The sequence below is a fragment of the Achromobacter sp. 2789STDY5608615 genome, assembly GCF_001298995.1.
Lineage (GTDB): Bacteria > Pseudomonadota > Gammaproteobacteria > Burkholderiales > Burkholderiaceae_B > Achromobacter > Achromobacter insuavis.
Genome location: NZ_CYTY01000018.1, coordinates 44,633 through 63,313 on the forward strand (window position 1 = coordinate 44,633; position 18,681 = coordinate 63,313).

Sequence of the window (18,681 nt, forward strand, 5' to 3'; positions counted from 1 at the left end):
GCCGCCGGCTGCACTCCGGAGCGCCCCGACAACAGCCAGCCCCATGCTCCGGTGCGATCAGGGAGTACCTCCAAATCTCTCTTCTCTTTCCTGTTCCTAGTAACTGTCAACGTAAACCCCTGACTCAAACCCCGTCTCCATTCCCGGCCGCTGTATTTCGCTCGGCCAATAATGAACCTTCATGCAATAGAACCCACGCAACCCCAGGAACACCTGAAAAGAGCCCGTCAATTTGGCGCTTTTACTGACTGGATCAATAGTCATTTTCTCGTTTTGGAACCCGGGAGCAGGAACAAGAACCGATCCACTCTGTACCGCAGGCAATGTCGCGTTCTTACCGGCGCTCATGGTGCGGAAAACCTTCTTTCCGTCCCTGTCATTCCGATAGAACTCGATCGTGACCCGACTGTCATCAGAATATAGCGGAACAGTAACGTTGTAATGCGCATGAAAGTAGCCATTGCCCACCGCGCCTTTCATCAGGTAACCGCTGGCCACCAGAATGATGCGTTCCAACGCTTGAAGTTCGTCATTCAAGTTGAGGAAGGGAACAGCCGGCGCACCTCGTTTTCCCGCGCTCGCCTTGGTGGCAAAGGGGTTGTTATCCGTATTGCCAAGCTGGGTGCGTTTGCCAAACACGCCGTTATCAAGCCAGTATTCGACCGGCAAACGGCTGGCGTCGTCGGTTCCCGCAGCGTTCACCGCAGTCCATATGGCGACGCCCAGCGCGGCGATCGTCAACAAGGTCCAGCCGACGGGTCCCAGCGATAGCCCTAAGACCGTAAAGGCGGTACCTCCACCAGCAACCGCCATCGTAGTGCCATAGCCTGCCACTCCCGATATCACGGTCGCGAGCGCCGATGCGGTACTCCAATACGCCGACGTATTGTTGCCGGCTTGCCGCTTGCGGTATGCACCATAGGCGGTCACCAAGCCATCGAGAATGCCGGCGGCGAGTCCGAGTTTGGCCCCTTGCCGCATGAGTCTCTTGGAAACCTCATTGGAAACAAGCGTGCCTATGGAGGAAGCCAGGTCGAAGCCGACGGCGACCATGGCAACGATATTCGCCGTCGCGCCAGCGCCACTCGAGAACCTGTCTTCCAGCGAAGCACCTTCCTTGAGCGTTGCCGCCAAGGCATTGATCGCACCTTGTGCCTGGAAGAACATGATCCCGGAACCTAATACCGTAGATGCCAGGTTCCCTACCAGTGCAGCTCGGCCATTCAGATAAGGATTCATCCGAGCCTGTTCACGCAATGGCAATTCAATTTCCTGCAGGGGTGTGCCTCCAGCAAAGGAGCCACTCAGCTTTTCCCCCTGGGCCAGCTTCTTGAAGGTGAACGCCACCACGGCGGAAATGGTCGTTCTGTCCTCCGGCAAATCCAGATACACACCGCGACCCACCGTTTCCGACAAGCTGAGACCGCGCTGGCCCAAATTGCCTTCCTGAGCCAGATAGCCCCTGCCGGCGGGCAAGTCACCGCCAACACGCACCGGGGCGTGACCTTCTATCGGTTTGGTGGCAGCTTCTTCCAGAAGATTCTTGATCTCCGACAATGGTCCCTTCAGCACAGTGGGAGCAACCAGCAGATCCTCACGCGTGACAAGCGTCATCGCAATGCCACGCATCAGCCGGTTGTACGTCTTTGGATCGTTGATCATCAACTTGGTCAGCAGCCCGGTCACGGTGTCCACCAGCGTGGCGGTAGCCTCGTTGTAGCGACGCTTGGCACGCAGGGCTTCGCGCAGGTTGTCGATTTTCAACGCGCCCCCTTCCAGATATGGCGTCACCATTGCATACGCGGCCCTGACAATGGAACCGGCCTCGTCGACTGAGCCCGTATCCGCCAATAGCTTGAACAGATCCGCGTTTCCAGCAGACAGGCTTCGATAGAACCAGTTGTTCGGATCGTCAACCGACAGTTTCCAAAGCTCGCCCCATACCTCCACACGCTCCTTTTCAGTCTGCCCCGATCCGGCAACACACGACGCGGCCATGTTTTCGCGCCGTACCCCGGCTGCGTCATCCCTGTCGCAGAAGTCGGTGCGTTGCTGCTGTTTCCAGCCCGGGCATTTGATCCAAGTCGTGAATAGCGCACTCAAGTTCGCGATCTGTGTCATCAAGGACTTCTTGCCCTCACTGTCCGCAAGGGCGGCTTGCCAAGCGCCGGTGTCTATGTTTCTTTCATAACGTTCGGGTCCATAATTCGCCGCCCAGAACGGCCCCGGATTGGCTTTAGCGCTCAAGCACATGCCTTGAATGATGTCGGCAATGACGCGCTTGCGCGCGCGTTCCGGGTCCAGCGCTCCTTCAAGCACCGAAGCGCGCGCCGCAGCAATATTGCGCCGCAGATTCAACTCCTGCACGATCCCCACCGGATCCGGCAGCACCACCCCGACCCCCCATTGCAGCGCCGGCAGCAGCGAATTCACGGCCCACATCTGCGCCGTCACCAGTTGCGGTTCCGGCTCGGCGCGCATCTGCAGCGGGTTGTGCAGGCCCGCATTCAGGCAGCGCTGCACGTCCGCCACGGCATAGTCGGCGACGATGCCCGTGATGTCGGGCAGGGTCAGCTTGCAGGTGTTGGGCGCGGCGCTGCCCAACCCGACCTTGCCGTCGGCGATGTCCTTCAGGTTCAGTTCGGTCATCCGCGCGCCGCGGCAGCCGTCTTTGTCGTCGGCGTAGTCCTGGCGGGTCTGCTTGTCCCAGACGTAGCGGCTGTAGGCGATCCAGGCCGTGGGGCTGCGCAGGTGGTCGATGGTGATGAACTGCGTGCCGATGTTGTTGTGCCCTTCCGACGAGCAGGCCTCGGACAGCGGCTCGGTGGTCTCGGCGTCCTCGGGCATCTTGGCGACCGGGATCTTGCGGTAGTAGCCCTTGCTGTCGATCAGGTAGCCGTCCCAGGTTTTGTCCTGCTTGAGCACGTACAGGTAGCCCGCGGCCGGCACGCGCGCGAAGTAGGTCTCCGCCGGCAGTCCGGCGGGGTCGAACCTGGGATCGAACAGCCGCACCTTGGTGTGGGCCTCCAGCTTCTTCTCCATCCAGGTGCTGTACATGCGGTGGGCGGGAATCGCCCACTGCGTGTTGCTGGCGCCGCCGTGCTCGGTGTTGGCCCAGGCATCGCTCACCATGGGCCGCGGCAGCGGCGCGGGCACCAGCGGCATGATCGCCACGCCGCCCTTCTTGTCGCAGTTGATGCACTTGCCCTTGGTCTCGCCGCAGGTATTCGCCGCCGCGGCGCAACGCGCGTTAGAAAGCTCCGCCATCCCTCACCTCTGTCTGCTCCGGTTCGACCGTCGTGCCGGGCCATTGCCGCACGCGGTTCCATTGTTCTTCCGTGATGTCGTTCAAAGCCGCCACCGCCGCGACGCCGCTCGCCTGGACCGTGGCCATGGCGTGGCGGACGTCGGGATGCTGGTCGAAATGCGGATGCACCAGCAGGCCATGCAGCGCGAAATCGACGATGTCGGTGTCGGTCTCCAGGCCCCAGCGCGCCTGCGCGCGCGCCACCTGGCGGTCGGCGCGCTCGCGCAGCCGCGCCTCGGCCATGTCGTGTCCGGCTTCGGCCAGGGCGTCGAGCGCCTGGTTGACCCAGCCGGCGCGTTCCAGCACGGCGCACTGCGCGCGATCGAGCACCAGCGGCGCGGCCGGCCCGGCTTGCGGCGCGCCCGCGGCGGCCGGCCGTTCGTACTGGACCGCCAGTTCCCCGGCCGCGCGGCACGGCCGCCAATAGGCCTGGACCGGCGCGAGCCATTGGCGCAGCTGGTCTTCGGACAGCACCTCGGCCAGCACCTCGGCGACGCGCGGATCCCAATGCCGCAAGGTCACCGGATCGGCCCGATCCGGCACCAGGCAGCGCGCCATCCTGGCCAGATGGCGAGCCAGCGCCGTCGGGGCCACCGGACTGGCGATCCAGCCGCAGACCGCGCGATGGGTGTGGCCAGGCGCCGCGGCCGCGCAGGCCGCGGCAATGCTCAATTCGATGGCGTCGTCGCGGCCAAAGTCTCCCAGCGCCAGCAGATAGGGGCAATGCCCGGCCAGGAAGCGGCCACGGTCCAACGGCAGCGCCACGGCGCTCTCGCGCCGGGCCGCATGCGCCAGCGGATCCTCGATGGTGGGATCCACCAGTACGTAGAGCGCGCTTGACGGGGTGCGCGCGGCGGCGGCCAGCAGGCGTTCGTAGAGCCGGACGGCCGCGTCGCGGTCCTCGCCGTGGGGAAGGATGCCGTCAAACAAAGGCCGCCCCTCCCGCCGCCGCGCTGTTCACCTTGCTGGGACAATCCTTGAATTCGCCCGAGGGCGGCGCCAGGTTGCCGCTCGCCGTCTGCGGCCCGACCCAGTTGTGCGCTCCCGCCTTCAGCTCGACCTTGCCCGGCGCATGCAGCTGGATGCCGCCGCCTTCCAGCCGCACATAGGCGCCCGCGGCGGTGGCCAGCACGCGCTGCTTGGCCTCGATCAGCACGCTGGCGCCGGCGGAAGCGAAGGTCACGGCCTTCTCGGCCGTCAGCGTCATCTTGGCGTCCTGGCTGTGCAGGCGCAGCTTGCCGCCCGCGGCGTGCAGCCGCAGGCCACGGTCCTGCACCGCGCGGCCGCCGCCGGCCTCGTGGCCCGCCGTGAACAGCACCACGCCGGCCGCCACGCCCACCGCCAGGTGGGCGCTGCTGGCCCAGTTCACATCGGGCGCGATCTGCGCGAAGGTGGCGCCGGCCACCAGGAAGGCGTTGGCCGGCGTGTACTGGCCGATGCCGCTGGGCGCGCTGACCTGGAGGTGCGGTTCGCTGTAGGCCGCCACCTTGACGGCGGCGCCCTCGGCGTTGGCATCGTCCTGGGTGGCCTCGACCACGTCGCGGACGTGCCCGAGGGCATCGTGCGCCGGCAGCGCCTGCGGATCGCCATCCAGGATGGCCTTCTGCTTGACCGCGATGTCGCCCAGTTCCTTGGCCGATTCGAGGGCGGCGTCGATCTGCTTGGCCGCCTCGGCGCTGTCGAGCAGCGCGCCCTCGGCGTTCTCGCGCAGGTCGGCGCTGATCAGCAGGCCGGAACCGCCGCGCAGCGCCACCGCTTCCTTGGTCGACAGTTCGGCGCCATGGCCCAGGTCCTGCAGGCGCTCGTTGTCGCGCTGCTGCTTGACGTGGCCCAGGTTCAGGCGGGCATCGGCCTGGGTGGTCGAGGCGGTCAGGCGCGACTGGCCCGGCGTGTCGTCCTGCACCAGCTGGTTGTAGCCGCCGGTGCCCGCGCCGCTGGTGGCCAGGGCCTGGGTCTTGAAGCCGGACATGACCGCGTTGTGCGCGTGCCCGTCATTGCCGCCGGCAAACCAGGCCGGCGCGTTGCCGGTGGCATTGGCGCCGCCCGCCTGCACCTGGTTGTGGGAGGCATCCTCGGCGCCCTCGCCGTTGTACAGCGCGCCGACCACCACCGGGCGGTCGATGTCGCCGTGCAGGAATTCCACCAGCACTTCCTGGCCGACGCGCGGCACGAAATGACCGCCCCAGTCGCCGCCGGCCACCGGCTCGGCCACGCGCACCCAGGCGCCCAGCTCATCCTTGGCCGGCGCGTTCTCGTCGCCCGACGGGTGCGCCAGCCGGCTGCTGGACGCCTTGCCGCGCTGCCAGTGGAACTGCACCTTGATGCGGTGGTCGCGGTCGGTGTGCACCGGTTCCTCGGCGCCCACCACCAGCGCGGTCTGCGCGCCGAACACCGTGGGACGGGGATGCAGGCGCGTGCCGTGGCCGTCCTGCGTCGCGGGGCGGAATTCGGTGTCGCTGCCGATGCAGGTGAAGGCGTTGCGGTAGAAATCGGCGTCCTCGCCCTCGTCGCCGCCCAGCGCCTCGCGCACGGCGCGGCCGAGGTCGGCGTCGAAGTTGTTGCGGGCCTGGTGCGTGATCGCGATCACCACGAACGCGGACGGGCCGCCCTGCTGGTAGTGGCCGGTCAGCTCGAAGCGCTGGCCCGGCGCCAGCGTGCGCACGGTGCCGGCGCCCTCGACGCTCTGCTGGCGCACGCGCAGCGCGGCCAGCGCGTTGTGCGCCAGCCGCTCGCCCTGCGCGCTGTCCTCGTAGGCATACTGCCCGGGGTAGTCATCGCTGACCAGTTCCAGCGGATTCGCCAGCTTGCCGCTGTCCGCCTGCGCCGACACCGGCCGCGCCTGGGCGCTGCGGTAGTCCCAGCTGGCCATGCGCACGGCGTTGGTCTGCCAGCGCTTGCGCGCGCTCCATTGCTGGATGCTGTCCTCGGTCTCGGTCACGTCGGCGCGGGCGAAGCGCACGCTGGCCTGCGGGCCGGCCTTGAAGGCGTCGTTGTGGTCGGCAATGACCAGGGTGTGGCCGGCGTCGGCGTGCTCGACCCAATAGAACAGGCCCTCCTCGGCCAGCAGGCGCTCGATGAAGGCGTAATCGGTCTCGCGGTACTGGATGGTCAGGCTGCGCTTGGCGTAGGCGGCGCGGTCCTTGACCTCCCAGCGCCATTGCGGCGCCAGCGCGCCCTGGCCCTTGTAGTCGCCGAAGATGCTGTCGACGATGTCGATCACCGCCTTGTCCTGGTAGGCGAAGCTGTCGCGCCGCGCCCGCAGGAACGCCAGCCACGGCTCCACGGTCAGGCCATAGCGCGCCAGGCCGCCGTTGGCGCCCAGGAAGCGCACCGCCGTGGCGTGGCCGTGCCACAGGCGCGGCTGCTCGCGGTCGAGCGCGGTCTGCAGGCGCAGCGTGACGGGCTGGCCCATCAGGGCCTTCAGGGGGATATGCGCGTCGTCGGACAGCGCGGTGATCTCGAGCCGATAGGCGCCGCCGCTCAATTGCTCGGTGGCCGACAGGGTCTCGGCCACCAGGCGGTTTTCGCCCAGCGGCGTGCGCAGGTCCAGCAGGCGGTTGGCCTGCGCGATGCCGGCGGCCGACAGGCGGGACAATCCGGAAGCATCCTGGGGCATGGTCTCGGCTCCGGGCTCAGGTCAGGCGGTAGCGGAAGTCGCCGTTCTTGCCGGCCGTGACGCGGATGCGCGCGATCGCTTCACCCTGCGCCATGCGGCCCAGCACCTGCTCGGCGATCTGCGGCAACAGCGTGCCGTTCAAAATGTGGTCGACGTTGCGCGCGCCGGTGTCGACCTCGGTGCAGCGCGCCAGCACGGCCTCGACCAGCGCCTCGTCCCAGTCGAACACGGCGCGGTGGTTGGCCTGCACGCGCTCGGCGATGCGGGCCAGCTTCAGGCCGATGATGCGGGCCAGGGCGTCGTCGTCCACCGGGTAGTAGGCGATGGTCTTCATGCGCCCCAGGAAGGCGGGCTTGAAGGCCTTGTACAGCTGCGGCGCCAGCAGTTCCTGCATGGCGTCCGGATCGGGCCGTTCCTCGGCGCTCTTGTTCAGGCAGGCCTGCATGATGGCCGACGAGCCGACGTTGGAGGTCAGGATGATGAGCGTGTTGCGGAAATCGATCTCGCGCCCCTCGGCGTCGTCCATCACGCCCTTGTCGAACACCTGGAAGAACAGCTCCAGCACGTCGGGGTGGGCCTTCTCGATTTCATCGAGCAGCACCACGCTGTAGGGCTGGCGCCGCACGGCCTCGGTCAGCACCCCGCCTTCGCCGTAGCCGACGTAGCCGGGCGGCGAACCCTTCAGCCCCGAGACGCTGTGGGCCTCCTGGTACTCGCTCATGTTGATCGTGACCAGCTTGCGCTCGCCGCCATAGAGAATGTCGGCCACCGCCAGCGCGGTCTCGGTCTTGCCCACGCCCGACGGGCCGACGAACAGGAACACGCCCTTGGGCTTGTTGGGGTCCTCCAACCCGGCGCGCGCGGTGCGCACGCGCTGGGCGATGGCGTGCAATGCGTGATCCTGGCCGATGACGCGCTCGGCCAGCAGCGGCTGCAGCTCCAGCACGGTGCGGATCTCGTCGTTGACCATGCGGCCCAGCGGGATGCCGGTCCAGGCCGAGACGATCTCGGCGATGACCTGCGCGTCCACATAGGCCGGCACCAGCGGCGCCTCGCCCTGCAGGGCGCGCAATTGCTGCTGCAATTCGGCCAGTTGCGCCTGGGCGGGCGTCGGCTCGGCGGCCTTGCCGCCGCGGCGCTTGGCGCCGGCTTCGGCGTCGGGTTCCTGGCCCGCGGCTTCCAGCTCCTCGCGCAGCGCGTGGATCTGCCGCACCAGCTCGCTTTCCTGCGCCAGGCGCGCCTCGGCCTCGGCCAGCTGTTGGCGGGTGGCGGCCATTTCCTCATCCAGTTCGCGCAGGCGGGCCGACTGCGCGGCGCCGGTCGCGGCCTCGCGGCGCAGCGCCGCGCGCTCGGTCTCCTGGCGCGCCAGCCGGTGGCGGGCGTCGTCGATCAGGGCCGGCGTGGCGCTGCGGCCCAATGCCACCCGGGCGCAGGCGGTGTCCAGCACGCCGACCGCCTTGTCGGGCAGCTGGCGGCCGCTGATGTAGCGGTGCGACAGGCGGGCGGCGGCGACGATCGCCTCGTCCAGGATGCGCACGCCGAAATGCTGTTCCATCAGCGGCGCCATGCCGCGCAGCATGCTGGCGGCCAGGGCCTCGCTGGGCTCTTCCACCTTGACCGCCTGGAAGCGCCGCGCCAGCGCGGCGTCTTTCTCGAAATACTTCTTGTATTCGCTCCAGGTGGTGGCGGCGATGGTGCGCAGTTCGCCGCGCGCCAGCGCCGGCTTGAGCAGGTTGGCCGCATCGTTCTGGCCGGCCTGCCCGCCCGCGCCGATCATGGTGTGGGCCTCGTCGATGAACAGAATGATGGGCGTGGGGCTTTGCTTGACCTCGTCGATCACGCTTTTCAAGCGGTTCTCGAATTCGCCCTTGACGCTGGCGCCGGCCTGCAGCAGGCCCATGTCCAGCGTGCGCAGCGCCACGCCGGCCAGCGCCGGCGGCACGTCGCCAGCCACGATGCGCAGCGCCAGCCCCTCGACCACGGCGGTCTTGCCGACGCCGGCCTCGCCGGTCAGGATGGGGTTGTTCTGGCGGCGCCGCGTCAGGATGTCGATCATCTGGCGGATCTCGGCATCGCGGCCGATCACCGGATCGATCTTGCCTTCGCGGGCGCGCTCGGTCAGGTTGGTGGTGTATTGGTCCAGCGCCGGCGTCTTGGACAGCGCGGCCGCGGGCGCTGCGGCCTCGCCCTGCGCGGCGTCATCGCCCAATGCGACGGACTGGCCGGCCTCTTCCGAGCCGGCCGTCAGGGCCGCGAAATCGTGCTTCAGCTCTTCCAGCCGGAACGACTCGAACAGGCGCGAGCCGCGCCGCGCCAGCGCCGCCAGATCGGGCTCGGCGAGCAGCGCCAGCAACAGGTGACCGGAACGGATGCGGGTGGTCTGCGTGTCGAGCGAGGCGATCAGCCAGGCATGCTCGAACAGGCGTGGCAGATGCGGCGAAAACACCGGCGTGCGGGTATTGCCGTTCTTGAAGCCGCGGATTTCGGCGTTCAGGTCGGCCTCGAGCACCGAGGCCTCGATGCCGCTGCGGCGCGCCACGATGCTGAAATCGCTGGCGGGCTTTTCCAGCAGCGCCAGGAACAGGTGTTCCAGGTCCACCTCGTAGTGGCCTTGCGCCATGCACAGGCTGGCGGCGCGCTCGGCGGCCTGGCGGCAGGTCTGGTTCAGTTTCCCGATCAGGGTTTTCAGGGGAGTGGCCATGTTCTCGGTTGTCTTGTTCTTAGTGGATGGTGTGCAGTTCGTAGCTGGCGTCGTCGCGGTCCGACGCCGACGGTTCGGTGCAGAGAAAGGAATTCCAGCCCAGGCGCGCGCCGCCGCCCTCGGCATCGCCGCCCAGCGCGCTGCCGGCGACGTCCTCTTTGGCCATCACCAGGCGCACCTCGTATTCGAAGCTCAGCCCGCCGAACATCGTCAGCAGCTTTTCCAGCGCCTGCGCGCGGGCGCCGCCAGGCAGGAAATCGGCGAACGCCGTCTTGGACAGCGGGCCGATCCACAGCCGGATGCGCAGGTCGCGCTGCCAGATGCGGTCTCCGGCCATGGCGGACACACCCAGCACCGCGCCGGGCCGGCCCAGCTGGGTGCGGTTCTCGGGCGGCACGTGGTACCAGCGGCCGACGAACTGTTCGACCCGCAAGGCCACCTGGAAGTAATCGGCCAGCACCCGCTGCAGGTACGCGGCCGACACCGGCCGCTGCCGCGCCGCCGCCGCGTAGTGCGCCAGCGATTCGTCGAACACGCGGCCTTCGCCGGCATGCAGGCGGTCGCGCAGCGCCGGATGGCCGACACCACCCAATGCCAGCAACAGCGGCAGGTAGTGATGGTCCTGCTCGGTCTCGTGCCGCAGCGGCATGCGGTACTTCTTCCAGGCCGCGTAGAACAGCGCGGCGGCCCGGTTCGAGAAGATGTCGAAGAAGGCGCGCGCGCCGCGGTCGCGCGTGGCGCTTTCGCGGTGGCTCAGGATCTCGGAGTAATGCAGCGGCAAAGCGCCCTGCCCGCCCAGCAAACCGAAGAAGGCCGGCTCGATCTCCACCCGCCCCAGCGTGCCAGCCGCCAGCGCCGCCAGGCGCGCCTCGGCGTCGTGCAGGGCCTGGCCGTTCTTGTCGAAGGCCGTCAACCCGGCGATCTCGCTGGCCGGAAAGCCCAGCGACGACGAGTTGACGAAGCGCAGGTGCGCCGGCACGGCGTTCTTGGCGCGCGTGCCTTCCTGGCGCGCGAACCACAGTTCCAGCACCCGCACGGCCTGGAAGAACTTGAAGCGCTGCGGCTCGGCCAGCAGCGATTCGATTACGCTAGGATCGCGTCGCCGTTGCATGGAGCACACCGTAGGATTTCTTCCGCGCCGCGGCGCGACAGCACCACCAACTGCACAAAGCTGTTGGCGTGCACGTAAAGGCCGAAGAAGCGGTTGAGCACCGCCACGAAGGCATGCAGGCTGGTGCCCACGAAGTTGTCTTCATTGATCGTCAGCCGGATCTCGATGCCGCGCACGAAGGTCGCGAACGGCTCGCCCGGCATCCAGTGGGTGGCGGGCTTGTAGTCCAGCCCCACCAGCCCTTCGATCTGGCGGGCCGCCACCGCGGCGTGCGACAGGTCGTACAGGCGCAGCGTTTCCTTCAGCGCCGGCAGGCCGCTGTGCACCAGCGACAGGTGATTCAGCGCCAGGTGCGAGATCAGGCGCCAGTGCGCCGCGCGGCCCTGCTGGAAGCGGTGTGTGTGGGTCGGCCGGCGCAGCATGCGGATCTCGCGCGCCACCGAGCCGCCCTCCAGGAACAGGTCGCCGCCCGGCTGGCCCACCGCCAGGTGCGACGGCAGGTCGCGGTTGGTGCAGGTCAGCTCCAGGCTCAGCGTTTCGGTCTGCGGCAGCGCCGGATTGAAATCGATGTCGACGATCGACATCTCCATCTCGTAGCCCGGACTGCGCTCGGCCACCATCGGGTCGCGCCGCGCGGTCCAGTAATGGCTGGCGCCCTCGGGCGTCTCGCCGTGGTGCAACGAATAGAACGGCCGGAACTCCACCACCGAATCGCCCTGCGCGTTCTGCCGCACCAGCCGCACGCGGTCGATGGAATAGACCTCGTAGCCATAGGCGCGGCGCGCATCGGCCACCACCGGGTACGACGCGGCCGCGTGCGTCACGCGGATGGGGTCGGCGCGCTGCTCGAACAGGTTGATCACCGGCGTGCAGCCCAGCCGGAAGTTGTCGGCAGAGGCCGACTCCAACAGGCGCGCGGTATTGGAGTCGGCGCGCAGCCCCCTTGACCGGCAGGTGCAGCGTGAATTCGCGCACCGGCCCCACCGCGCGCCGCAGCGCCGCCAGGTCGATGTCGACGAAGTTGAATTTCTCTGAGAAAACAAAGTACTCGGCCAGCAGCCGGTAGGCCGGGTGCGAGCTGGCCGGAAAATCGATCAGCGCGTCGTCCTCGGCCAGCCCGACCTGCGCCAGCGGCACCTCGGGCAGCCGGTTCCAGCGGCCGGGCTGGGTCTCGATGTAGGCCGCGGCGGTGCGCAGGAACAGGCAATCGCGCAGCGCCGCCACGAACGACGGCTCGCCGTGCAGATAGACGCGCAGGCGGTCCACCGCCAGCGTGGCGAAGCTCTGCGTTTCGGCCAGGCACGCCAGCGTCAGCGACAGGCGGCCGGTCACGCCCGGCGGCAGCTGCGTGGAGGACGGCGCGTTGGCGGTCGAGGCGAACGCGGCCTGGCGGATGGCCACGGGCGCCAGCGTCACGTCGTAGGCCGTGCGGAAACGGCAGGCCACGCCGCGCACGGCGTGCGACTTCAATTCGGTGCCGCGCGCCATGCGCACCGGCGCGGTCAGCTGGGCCGCCACGCCGCCCATGTCGAACTGCGCGATCGAACACGACGGAAACGGCCGCAGGTAGTGCGGGTACATCACCTCGAACAACGCTTCCGTGAATTCCGGATAGTCGTCGTCCAGCTTCTTGTTGATGCGCGCCCCCAGCAGGGCGAACGATTCGATCATCCGCTCGACGTGCGGGTCTTCGCAGGTTTCCCCCGACAGCCCCAGGCGCGCCGCGATCTTCGGATAGCGCTGGGCGAAATCGCGCGACGAGCCGCGCAGGAACCCCAGCTCGCGTTCGTAATACGGCAGCAGTTCTTCCATCTTTCCCTTCCTCGCCGGCGGCTGGCCGCCGGCGCCCGCGTGCGTTGATCTTGTCAGGCGGCCGCCGCGGCCTTGGCCCAGCCCTTGCTGACCGAATACTGCAGCGTCGACGGCTGCAGGGTGGCGTCGAACGTCACCGGCTCATGCGCCGGACCGACGTCCAGCATCGCGGTGATCGCGAAATACAGCACCGACGTGGCGCGGCTGTCGACCTGCAGCACCACCCGCACGTGCGTCAGCCGCGGCTCGTGGCGCGCGATGGCCTGCTCCAGCGACCGGCAGATGAACTCCCGGTCGTAGTGGCTGGCCAGGCTGAGCCCGGAGAAATCCGACAGTCCATAGGTCAGGATCGACCGCTGGCAGTTCGGATAGCGCTTGAGCGACGCCTCGGTGAAGACCATGCGGGTATTGAGCAGGGCCTCGATGTCGCGCGCGACGGTTTCCTTGATTTCCTCGACGGACAACCGCCGCAGCGCATGCGGCGCCGGGCCATCGCCGTCGAACAGCTTGTCGAACAGGCTGGGTTCGAATCCCTTCATCACGGACCTCATTCAGGAAAACCGCGGCCCGGGAGCGAGCCGCGGCCTTCGCCTTGCCGCGCGGTCGGGGTCAGACCGAGTAGGTCTTGTCGTTCTTGGTCAGGCTCCAGGCGCCCTGGGCGTTGCCGCCCTGATTGCCGCCGACCTTCTGCTGCGTGTACTTCCACTGGACAGCGGCGTACTTCAGCGAGAACGATTCGTGCGGCAGGCCCTCGCTGACCACTTCCGGCGCCACGCGCGAGATGATCACGTACTTGAGCTTGATTTCCAGGTATTTGACGCGGTTGCCTTCGCCATCGGCGCGCAGGAAATCGATGGTCACTTCGTCAAAGGTGGTGCCGCCCGAGGCGTGCTGGTAGAGCAGCGGGCTGACCACGTCCAGGTCCTTGGTGAAGACCATTTCGCCGTGCTCGGTGCGCTCGGCGGTGTGGCCGCCCGAGGTCGAGGCGGTGGCCGAACGCGGCTGGATGATCTCGTGGCGCCACGAGCCCACTTCGATCCAGTCCGGGTGATCCTTGTCCTGGGACTCGCCCTTGAGCGCAGGATTGCCGAATTTGACGTAGATGTCCTTCATTAAAGTACTCTCCGGTTAAAAGCTTTGGATCAGACGGTCATCACGATTTCTGGGCCTGGGCGGGCAGTTCCGCAACCAGGCGCAGGGAAATCGACAGCTCGTCGAGTTGGAAATGCGGCCGCAAAAACGCCACGGCCCGGAACACGCCAGGACGACCCGGCACCTCGGCGACTTGCACCGATGCTTCCCGCAGGGGAAATTGCGCTTTCTGCTCCTGGCTCGCGTTGTCGTCCAGCAGCACGTACTGCGAGACCCAGCGGTTCAGGAAGCTCTCGACCGATTGCGCGGACGCAAAACTGCCGATCTTGTCCCGCATCATGGCCTTCAGGTAATGGGCCACCCGCGACACGGAGAAGATGTATTGCAACTGCGCCGACAGCACCGCGTTGGCGTTGGCGCTGTCGGTGTTGTATTTCTTGGCCTTCTGCACCGACTGCGCGCCGAAGAACGCGGCGTAGTCGGAGTTCTTGCAGTGCACCAGCGGGATCAGGCCCAGGTCGCTCAGTTCCTTCTCGCGCCGGTCGGTGATGGCGATCTCGGTCGGGCACTTCAGCGCGATCTCGCCGTCGTCGGTCTTGAAGGTGTGGGTCGGCAGGTTCTCGACCAGGCCGCCGCCTTCGACGCCGCGGATCGCCGCGCACCAGCCGAAGTCGGCGAAGGCCGCGGTCAGGCGCGCGCCGAAGGCCCAGGCGGCGTTGCACCACAGGTACTTGGAATGGTCGGTGCCGTCGACGTCCTCGACGAAGTTGAAGCCTTCCACCGAGGTGCCCTCTTTCGGGTCGTACGGCAGGCGGCCCAGGAAGCGCGGCATGGTCAGGCCGACGTAGCGCGAGTCCTCGGAATCGCGGAAGCTGCGCCACTTGGTGTATTCGACCGTGTCGAACACCTTGGCCAGGTCGCGCGGGCGGCCCAGGTCGGCGAAGCTGTCCAGGCCCAGCAGTTCGGGCGAGGCCGAGGCGATGAACGGCGCGTGCGAGGCCGCGGCCACGTGCGACATCTGCTCGATGAAGTACATGTCCTCGGGCTGGCGGGTGATCTCGAAGTTGCCCAGCAGCGCGCCGAACGGCGAACCGCCGAAGGTGCCGAATTCCTCTTCGTAGACCTTCTTGAACATCAGGCTCTGGTCGAAGTCGATGGCGGTCTGGAAGTCGCGCACCAGGTCGCGCTTGGTGACGTTGAGCACCTTGATCTTGAGCATCGGCCCGGTATTGCTCTCCTGGCACAGGTAATGCAGGCCGCGCCAGGTGCTTTCGAGCTTCTGGAACTCGGCGCCGTGCATGACTTCGCTCAGCTGCGCGGAGATCAGGCGGTCCAGCTCGGCCACGCGGGCGTCGAGCATGGCGGACAGGTTGTCCGACACCACCACGGTGCCCTTCATGACTTCGCGGGCCAGTTCGCCGATCAGGTCCTTGGCACGGTCGTGCTCGGCGCTGGACTTGGCCACCCGGCTCTGTTCGACGATCTGGTCGAGCAGGCCCGCGTCGGCGGCGGCCGGGGCGGATGCGCTGTGCGCGGCGGCGGAATTACTCATTGCGGCCTCCCTTGCCGTCCTTGCCGGCTTCGCTGGTCAGTTGCTGCAGTTTTTCCGTGCTGCTGAGCACTTCGCCCAGCAGGTCTTCCAGCTTGTCGTTGCCGGCCAGCTTGTTGCGCAGGTCGGCCAGCTTGGTGCGGATGTCCAGCAGCTCCTTGAGCGGCTCGATCTGCTGCACCACCGCCTCGGGGCGGAAATCCTCGACAGAGCGGAACTTCAGGTCGACGCCGAAGGTGCCGCCCTCGTCGGTCAGGCGGTTCTTCACGCGGTAGGCGGCGCGCGGCTCCAGGCCGCGCATCACGTCGTCGAAGTTGTCGACGTCGATGTTGACGAACTTGCGGTCCTTCAGGCGCGGCAGCTCGGCTTCCGACTGCGCGCTGAAGTCGCCCACCACGCCGACGACAAAGGGCAGTTCCTTCTGCTCGATCGCGTCGCCCTTCTCGACGTCATAGGTCAGTTGAACGCGCGGCGGGCGCACTTTCTGCAGTCTTTTCTGAACGCTTTCTTTCTTGGCCATTGAGGGCTCCCAGCGGATGCGTAGTGACGAAGGCGCGTGGACCCGGCCTGCCGGGTCCGGCGGGCCGATCAGGGTTTGTTGATCAGATTGCCGAACGGATCCGGCGCGCGGCCCTCGGCGGGCGGGGTGGATGGGGTGGATTGGGCAGGCTGCGCGGGCGCCGTGGCGCCGCCGGATTGCGCCGGGCGCGCCGCCGGCGCAGCAGTGGCGCCGCCGTTGGCGGAAGGCGTACCGGCTGCGGGCGTACCGGCCGCGGGAGCCCCGGCTGCCGGCGTACCGGCGGCGGCCGCGCCCGGCGCGGCGGCGGCGTCGTTGCGCGGCTTGGGCGGCGGACGCGTGCCGCGCGACGGCGGCTTGCGGCCTTCGGGGAACAGCACGTCCTGGCCCAGCGTCTCGCGCATGGAGGCGGCCAGCGCCACCGCGTCATTGCGGGCATTGCCGGCCAGCAGCGCATCGGCGCGCAGGTCCGCCAGCGATTGCATGGCGACCCGCAGGCCGCCCACGGCGCGCACCGTCTTGGCGGTGAAATCGTTCTCGTCGCGGCTCAGCGCTTCGTCCGCGGCGACGATGGCTTCCCCGTATTTCTGTTCATCAAAACGGATCTTGGCGATGTACGACCAGGGCTCGCCGCGCGAGGGATTGCGCTGCGCGATTTCCTGGAATTGGACCACGGCTTCATCGCCTCCCTTATTGGCCAATGTCTCGGTGGCCCGGGTGATCGATTGCTTGTATTCGGCGTCCGTCTGGGGCTTGCTGGTCGTGGCGCAACCGGCCATCAAGGCCACCATACCGCCTATGAGGAAATACCGGGAAAGTTGCATTTTTGGGGAACGTGTCCGATGTAACCAAGGGCCGCGTATTTCAACAACTTTTTGTTAGTACACCACTACAGTGCATTACGTCATGTAACTTGCCACGAAATGTCGCTCAACGTGCCGCCATCTGTATGTTGTCGCAATGATCCGGTATAAAGAGCCATGTCAAAACATCTCAATTTATCGCGATGCTTGGCGGCCTCGATGCTGGTCGCGGTGGCCCCGGTCATGACGGGTTGTGCAGCGGTTTCCGCCCTTGGCGCGGTCGCCGGAATCACCGGCACGGCACTCGATGCGGCGGGCCTGAAAAAGGACCCGAATGCGCCCACTGATGTGAAATTGGCGATACACGCCGGAGAAAATTTGAATGCGAGCAGCGGCCAGCCAACGGCTGTCGTTACGAAAGCATACTATTTGAAGAATGCCGAGGCATTTCAGCGCGCACCGCTCACGCAATTGGTTGATACTGAGCAGGAAAAGGCGGCATTGGGCGACAGTCTCATTGCTTCGCGCGAGATCACATTGACGCCCGGCCAGCGCTTCGAAAACGTCGAAAAAGTGCCGAAGGGCGCCACCTATATCGCCGTTGCCGCCTTGTTTTACGCACCCGCGCCACAGCGCTGGAAATACGTGTTCGAGGTCAAATCGGTCGAAGACAGCGGCATCGTCCTGGGCGCACACGCGTGCGCCATGACGGTCGCCACCGGCAAGATCGTGCTGCCGCCCGGCATGCCGGCATTCGATCCATCCAGGCTTGGCTCGTTGCAATGCCCTGACTGAATCCAGCGCTCGCCCTGGATCCGGTACGTGAAACGTCCTCTTCATATAGACACATAAACGAGAGCCCGCCAACGTGAGTTATTCAGCGAAGATTTTGTGGGGAGAGGGGCTGTTCCTGCGGCCCCAGCATTTTCAGCGGCAGGACGCCTACCATGAGGCCCGCCTGGCGGAAATGAGCCGCGCGCTGCACCCGTATTCATGGGGACTGCGCAGCGTGCGCTTCGATGCCGCGGCGCTCGCCAACGGAATGCTGCGCGCCACCGAGCTGTCGGCGATCTTCCCCGACGGCGAAATCTACAACGCGCCCCACAACGACGACCTGCCGCCCGCGGTGGTGCTGGACGGCCTGGACGGCGCCAGCGAAGCGGTGTTCTACCTGGCGCTGCACCCCATGAAGGACATCGGCGGCAATTACCGCGATGCGCAGCAGGCGGAAGGCTTCGACTCGCGCTACGCGCACCACGACCGCCCCGCCCCCGACCTGTACACCAACGCCAGCACCGCCGAACTAGCGTTCCTGCGCAAGAACGTGCGCCTGCTGTCCGAACACGAGCCGCGCGACGCGCTGCTGACCATCCCGGTGGCGCGCGTGCGCCGCACCGCCAGCGCGGGCTACGAGCTGGACACCAGCTTCATCGCCCCCAGCCTGACGGTGCAGGCCTGCGGCGCGCTGTTCGAGCAATTGCGCCGCCTGCTGGACGCGCTGCAGGCCAAGGTCAACGCGCTCTATGGCTTTCATCGCGAGCCGAGCAAGAACATCATTGAATTCCGCTCGGGCGACGTGACCTCGTTCTGGCTGCTGCACACCGCCAACGAGGCCTACTCGGCGCTGTCGCACCTGTTCCACAACCCGCAGTTGCACCCCGAGCGCCTGTTCCAGGAAATGCTGCGGCTGGCCGGCGCGCTGATGACTTTCTCGAAGGTGCACACGCTGGCCGACCTGCCGGTGTATCGCCATGAACAACCCGGCGCCGCGTTCGCGCAGCTGGACACGATCCTGCGCGACCTGCTCGACACCGTCATCTCGACCCGCTACTTCTCCATCGTGCTCGAGGAGCTGCGGCCGTCGTTCCATGTCGGCCGGCTCGATTCCGACAAGCTCGACGAAACCACCGCGCTGTACCTGTCGGTGTCGGCCGCGACGCCGGCCAGCGAACTGGCGGAGACGGTGCCGCTGCGCTTCAAGGTCGGCGCGCCCGACGACGTCGAGAAGCTGGTGCTGTCGGCCATGCCCGGCGTGCAGCTGGTGTACACGCCGCAGGTGCCGCCGGCCGTGCCGGTCAAGCCGGGCGCGTGCTACTTCACGCTGCAGACGCGCGGCTCGCTGTACGACCGCATGCTGCAGGCCCGCAGCATCGCCATCTACGCGCCGTCCGGC

12 protein-coding genes and 1 pseudogene are annotated in these 18,681 nt (G+C 67.1%); 2 read left to right on the forward strand and 11 right to left on the reverse strand.

Annotated features, from left to right (window positions below):
- Positions 1–96 precede the first annotated feature (96 nt).
- The 11 genes and pseudogenes from AOZ49_RS17145 to AOZ49_RS17195 form a co-directional block, all read right to left on the reverse strand.
- Complete coding sequence (locus AOZ49_RS17145; protein WP_054476721.1) at positions 97–3,267, reverse strand: toxin VasX; 3,171 nt, start codon at positions 3,265–3,267, stop codon at positions 97–99.
- A complete protein-coding gene (locus tag AOZ49_RS17150; RefSeq protein ID WP_054476723.1) occupies positions 3,251–4,237 on the reverse strand; it encodes a DUF4123 domain-containing protein in 987 nt (328 codons plus the stop codon). The genes AOZ49_RS17145 and AOZ49_RS17150 overlap by 17 nt, the downstream gene beginning before the upstream one ends.
- Positions 4,230–6,923 (reverse strand): type VI secretion system Vgr family protein, encoded by a 2,694-nt coding sequence (locus AOZ49_RS17155; RefSeq protein WP_054476725.1) that lies wholly within the window; start codon positions 6,921–6,923, stop codon positions 4,230–4,232. Before AOZ49_RS17155 ends, AOZ49_RS17150 begins: the two co-directional genes overlap by 8 nt.
- A gap of 16 nt (positions 6,924–6,939) precedes the next feature.
- The gene (gene tssH / locus AOZ49_RS17160; RefSeq protein WP_054476727.1) at positions 6,940–9,624 is read right to left on the reverse strand and encodes a type VI secretion system ATPase TssH; all 2,685 of its coding nucleotides are present in this window, start codon (positions 9,622–9,624) and stop codon (positions 6,940–6,942) included.
- A 19-nt stretch (positions 9,625–9,643) separates the two neighbouring features.
- A complete protein-coding gene (tssG, locus tag AOZ49_RS17165; RefSeq protein ID WP_054434174.1) occupies positions 9,644–10,744 on the reverse strand; it encodes a type VI secretion system baseplate subunit TssG in 1,101 nt (366 codons plus the stop codon).
- A pseudogene (gene tssF / locus AOZ49_RS17170) lies at positions 10,708–12,547 on the reverse strand (type VI secretion system baseplate subunit TssF). The gene tssG and the pseudogene tssF overlap by 37 nt, the downstream one beginning before the upstream one ends.
- Positions 12,548–12,600: 53 nt before the next feature.
- Positions 12,601–13,086 (reverse strand): type VI secretion system baseplate subunit TssE, encoded by a 486-nt coding sequence (gene tssE / locus AOZ49_RS17175; protein WP_006395403.1) that lies wholly within the window; start codon positions 13,084–13,086, stop codon positions 12,601–12,603.
- A 70-nt stretch (positions 13,087–13,156) separates the two neighbouring features.
- Positions 13,157–13,660: an Hcp family type VI secretion system effector gene (locus AOZ49_RS17180; RefSeq protein ID WP_006395404.1), complete on the reverse strand. Its 504-nt coding sequence runs from the start codon at positions 13,658–13,660 to the stop codon at positions 13,157–13,159.
- A gap of 40 nt (positions 13,661–13,700) precedes the next feature.
- Entirely contained in the window at positions 13,701–15,191 is a 1,491-nt protein-coding gene (gene tssC, locus AOZ49_RS17185; RefSeq protein ID WP_054434064.1) for a type VI secretion system contractile sheath large subunit, read from the reverse strand.
- On the reverse strand, positions 15,184–15,708 hold the full coding sequence (tssB, locus tag AOZ49_RS17190; protein WP_006395406.1) for a type VI secretion system contractile sheath small subunit: 525 nt from the start codon (positions 15,706–15,708) through the stop codon (positions 15,184–15,186). Before tssB ends, tssC begins: the two co-directional genes overlap by 8 nt.
- A gap of 68 nt (positions 15,709–15,776) precedes the next feature.
- On the reverse strand, positions 15,777–16,529 hold the full coding sequence (locus AOZ49_RS17195) for an outer membrane protein assembly factor BamD (RefSeq protein ID WP_231690371.1): 753 nt from the start codon (positions 16,527–16,529) through the stop codon (positions 15,777–15,779).
- Positions 16,530–16,685: 156 nt separating this feature from the next.
- Here AOZ49_RS17195 and tssJ point away from each other — a divergent pair, with 156 nt between their 5' ends.
- Positions 16,686–17,303, forward strand: a complete 618-nt coding sequence (gene tssJ / locus AOZ49_RS17200) for a type VI secretion system lipoprotein TssJ (RefSeq protein ID WP_231689974.1) — start codon at positions 16,686–16,688, stop codon at positions 17,301–17,303.
- 73 nt (positions 17,304–17,376) lie between these two features.
- A partial coding sequence (gene tssK / locus AOZ49_RS17205; RefSeq protein ID WP_054476729.1) for a type VI secretion system baseplate subunit TssK occupies positions 17,377–18,681 on the forward strand: 1,305 nt, incomplete at its 3' end.

Bases quoted from the DNA above. Each gene is read 5' to 3' on its own strand.
- tssB (WP_006395406.1), bottom strand. From the start codon at position 15,708: ATGGCCAAGAAAGAAAGCGTTCAGAAAAGACTGCAGAAAGTGCGCCCG.
- tssH (WP_054476727.1), bottom strand. From the start codon at position 9,624: ATGGCCACTCCCCTGAAAACCCTGATCGGGAAACTGAACCAGACCTGC.
- AOZ49_RS17145 (WP_054476721.1), bottom strand. From the start codon at position 3,267: ATGGCGGAGCTTTCTAACGCGCGTTGCGCCGCGGCGGCGAATACCTGC.
- AOZ49_RS17155 (WP_054476725.1), bottom strand. From the start codon at position 6,923: ATGCCCCAGGATGCTTCCGGATTGTCCCGCCTGTCGGCCGCCGGCATC.
- tssE (WP_006395403.1), bottom strand. From the start codon at position 13,086: ATGAAGGGATTCGAACCCAGCCTGTTCGACAAGCTGTTCGACGGCGAT.
- tssJ (WP_231689974.1), top strand. From the start codon at position 16,686: ATGTCAAAACATCTCAATTTATCGCGATGCTTGGCGGCCTCGATGCTG.
- AOZ49_RS17180 (WP_006395404.1), bottom strand. From the start codon at position 13,660: ATGAAGGACATCTACGTCAAATTCGGCAATCCTGCGCTCAAGGGCGAG.
- tssC (WP_054434064.1), bottom strand. From the start codon at position 15,191: ATGAGTAATTCCGCCGCCGCGCACAGCGCATCCGCCCCGGCCGCCGCC.
- AOZ49_RS17195 (WP_231690371.1), bottom strand. From the start codon at position 16,529: ATGCAACTTTCCCGGTATTTCCTCATAGGCGGTATGGTGGCCTTGATG.